This is a genomic window from Arthrobacter sp. B0427-1-12 (assembly GCF_059092905.1).
The window spans coordinates 1-585 of sequence record NZ_JBNHIC010000192.1 but is presented as its reverse complement, the minus strand read 5'-3'; the positions used below and the strand labels follow the sequence as shown (position 1 = coordinate 585).

1 protein-coding gene is annotated in these 585 nt (G+C 64.1%); it reads right to left on the bottom strand.

Translation table 11 applies throughout. From position 1 onward, the window contains the following. Nucleotides 1-137 precede the first annotated feature (137 nt). A complete protein-coding gene (locus tag AC5RWU_RS24505; RefSeq protein WP_493986768.1) occupies nucleotides 138-311 on the bottom strand; it encodes a hypothetical protein in 174 nt (57 codons plus the stop codon). Nucleotides 312-585 lie beyond the last annotated feature (274 nt).

Sequence of the window (585 nt, the reverse complement as noted above, 5' to 3'; positions counted from 1 at the left end):
ACATATGCGCTGTTATCGGCGATTGGGTGGCAGAAGAGACTCGAGGGGGCCTTGAGTGGACTGTTCCCTGGAAGTTGGAGCCGATATTGAACGGTGGGGCCTGGGCTCTCTGGGGAGAGTGGGTTGGCGGCGGTGCCTTACCGGCCAGGTTTTCTTCTGGCCGCTTCCACGCGCTGCCGGAGTTTTTCCTCGGCCTCGTCGCGGCGGCGCCACAGGGCCCGCAGATCCTTGTTGGAGTCGGATCCGGCCTTGGCGGTGTCCGGCAGTCGGGTCGGGCCGGTATGAGTGGCCTCGGATGCTTCATCGCGCATACCCCCATCGTCCCACCGGCCCGGGGCAGGGCGAAGCGAAGATCCGAACGCATCCAAATACGGCGGCGTATTCGGGCACGGAGGTCCGGTTGTTCTTCCGGCCCGGGTACCCGCTGGAGTTCATTATCTGCTGCCGTGTCCGGGGTGGGTACCGGGCCTGCTGCCGCACCCCCCATATTGGGGGTGGCCGACCCCCCATGTGGGTGTTTTTCTGCTGGGTGCCGGGGTGATGGAATTAAACTTCCGACGCTAAGAAGAAGGAATCACGGCTGGG